The sequence below is a fragment of the Aeromicrobium sp. PFPM2_SD2 genome, from assembly GCF_057364525.1.
In genome coordinates, this window is sequence record NZ_JBNFNZ010000360.1 from 1 (window position 1) to 2550 (window position 2550).

Annotated in this window: 5 protein-coding genes; all 5 read right to left on the minus strand. The window is 75.0% G+C overall.

Annotation, left to right across the window (positions count from 1 at the left end; genetic code table 11):
• Window positions 1-97: 97 nt before the first annotated feature.
• Window positions 98-742 carry a TetR/AcrR family transcriptional regulator gene (locus tag AC2W7G_RS13540; RefSeq protein ID WP_485868898.1) on the minus strand — a complete coding sequence of 215 codons (645 nt, stop codon included), beginning with the start codon at window positions 740-742 and terminating at the stop codon, window positions 98-100.
• Window positions 743-767: 25 nt separating this feature from the next.
• Entirely contained in the window at window positions 768-1241 is a 474-nt protein-coding gene (locus tag AC2W7G_RS13545) for a GNAT family N-acetyltransferase (protein WP_485868899.1), read from the minus strand.
• Entirely contained in the window at window positions 1238-1660 is a 423-nt protein-coding gene (locus AC2W7G_RS13550) for an ASCH domain-containing protein (protein WP_485868900.1), read from the minus strand. Before AC2W7G_RS13550 ends, AC2W7G_RS13545 begins: the two co-directional genes overlap by 4 nt.
• A gap of 67 nt (window positions 1661-1727) precedes the next feature.
• Window positions 1728-2156, minus strand: a complete 429-nt coding sequence (locus AC2W7G_RS13555; RefSeq protein ID WP_485868901.1) for a hypothetical protein — start codon at window positions 2154-2156, stop codon at window positions 1728-1730.
• A 31-nt stretch (window positions 2157-2187) separates the two neighbouring features.
• Window positions 2188-2550 (minus strand): hypothetical protein (locus AC2W7G_RS13560; protein WP_485868902.1); only part of this gene is annotated, 363 nt, incomplete at its 5' end.

The window sequence follows — 2550 nt, forward strand, 5'->3', positions numbered from 1 at the left end:
CGCGCACCGACTCGCCGGGTCCTCGCGACGGTGCCTGCCACCTGGCGCGCGCCGGCGAGCTGGGCGCGCAGGCGTCGAGGGTCGAGCGTCCGTCGGGTCATGACCGGGCCTTCCGCGAGGGGGTCGTGAGGTCGCGCGGGTCGAGGTCGCCCAGCAGGACGCGCAGCGCGCGCTTCCAGGCCTCGCGCGTGCGGGCCAGCTCGGAGTCCCGGGCACCCAGGACGCCGGTGATCGACAGGCCGGTCAGCAGCTGGACGGTGAACGCCACCAGCAGCGGCACCCGAGGGTCGTCGTCGCGCCCGTCGGAGAGGACGGCCTCGAGCCCGGACTGGATGCGGCCGAGCAGGTGCGGCTGCTCGCGGGCGAGGGCCTCGCGCAACGTGGGGTCGGTGCGAGCGGCGCCCCACAGCTCGAGCAGGGCGTGGAACTCCGGGCTGCTGAGGTCGGTCCAGACCGCGTCCACGAAGGCGTCGAGCCGGTCCGCGGTCGCACCGGTGGCAGCCTGCTGGGCCCGCTCGACCCGCTGCGTGACGAGGTGGCCGACGGCGGCGGAGACGAGGTCGGCCTTGGCCGGGAAGTGGTGCAGCAGGGTGCCCCGGGCCATGTCGGCACGCTTCTGCACCTCGCCGATCGAGAACCCGGCGTACCCCTGCTCCAGCAGACAGGCCACGGCCGCGTCCAGCACCCGGGCGCGGGTGGCGCTGCGTCGCTCCTGCTGCGAGCGGCGGGTCGTCTCGGTCACGAGAACAAACCGTACGGTCGGACTGTTAGTGCGTCAAGGCTCGTCGCATCTCGTACCGGTCGAGCCCGACACCGTCGCGGGTCACCGTCTCGCGGGCCACGACCTCGAAGCCGTGACGCCGGAAGACTGGCTCCGCGACGAGGCTGGCGTGGGTGCGCAGCTCGGCCACGCCCGCCGACCGCGCCTCGTCCAGCACCCGCTCCAGCAGGGCGCCGGCGACCCCGCGCCGAGCCGCCCGCGGGTGCACGAACAGACGGTCGACGTAGCCGGCGTCGTCGAGGTCGGTGAACCCGACGACGCGACCGTCCAGCTCGCCCACGAACGTGTGCACGGCGCCGCGCGCCTCGTCCCACGCCTCCAGGGACGGCGGGGCCCCGAGCCACGCCCGGGTCTGCTCCGCGGAGTAGCGGGAGCGGGCGGTCGTGGTGATCGCGAGTCCGAAGAGCTCCGCCGTGGCCGCGGCGTCGGACGAGCGGTAGGGCCGCACGTGGACGGTCATCGGGCGTCGCCGACCCGCTCCACGACGTCGAACCAGACGGCGTGCACGATCGTGTCGTCGGTGACCGGGGTGCCCTGCTCGGCCCACCAGCGCCGGTATCCCTCGCGCAGGTGGTCGCCGTCGCGGTGCCCCTCCCCCGCGGCCCGCGCGAGCTCGTCGCCCCGCTCCCCGCGCACGTCCCCGAACCGCAGGACGTCCACGCGCCGGGTGCGCAGGAACGCGACCGGCGTCCCGTCGTCGCCCAGCAGCGCCAGCCGCTCGCCCACGCGGTCCGGCTCCTCGCCCGCGCGGCGGTAGTCGTCCTCCTGGGCGAGGGTCAGCGTCTTGGCGCCGGCCAGCACGAGGCTGTTCAGCTCGTCGCGGAAGGGGCCGGGACTGCCCAGCTCCATCGTCCGGAGTCCGTCGTGTCGGGGCCACATGGTCGCCACCGTAGTGCCGTCCGCGTCCCGCTCCCTCCCAGCCGGCTGGGGGTCGTGGGGGCGGAGATCAGTCGACGACGGCGGTGTAGCGCTCGCCGAGCGAGCCGCCCTCGGCCAGGAACGAGCGCGTGGACGCGTGAAGCGTCGCGGCCTCGGCGTCCGAGAGCTCGCGCCACGCGCTGGCCACGACCTGCACGAAGTAGCCCGCGGCGCCCTCGACGACCTCGGCGGGCAGGTCGACCTCGTGCTCGGCGTAGAGCCCGACGAACTCGTCGACGAGCCCGAGCGAGGCGGCGGAGTAGTCCAGGCCGGTCGACGCGAACCCGGCGTCACGCACGGTGACGGCGAAGTCGAGCGCCCACTCACGGGACGACCACTCCGACCGTGGAGGCCGGGCCGGCGTCGCCGGCCGGACGGAGGGGTGGACGAGCGACGGCCCGTCGTGCTGCTGGACGAGCACGGTCGCGAGTCGTCGCCGGGTGGTCATGGCGCCCACGGGGAGCTCCTGTTCTGGGTCGGGACCGCGCTCAGCGGTGCAGCTCGATGACCAAGGTGCCCTCGGTGGGCACGCTGACCTCGTAGGACGTGCCGTCGGCCACGCCGGTCAGCACGTCGCCCGAGCGCGTCGGCTGCAGGTCGGCCAGCGCGGCCTCGTAGCCGTCCAGCACGTCGGACGCGCTCGCGCCCTCGGCGAGGTAGCCGATCGTCTCGCTGACGCCGTCGGACTCCTGGAACGCTCGGCACAGCGTGGCCTCGACCGGCGGCTCCGGCCAGCCCTCCGGCACCATCGTCAGGTTGCCCAGGTCGGGGGTGCCCATGGCCTCGGGGAACGCGTCGAAGCACGTGCGCGGGGACGACGTGCCGCGGGGGGACGCCGCGTCCCCGGCCGG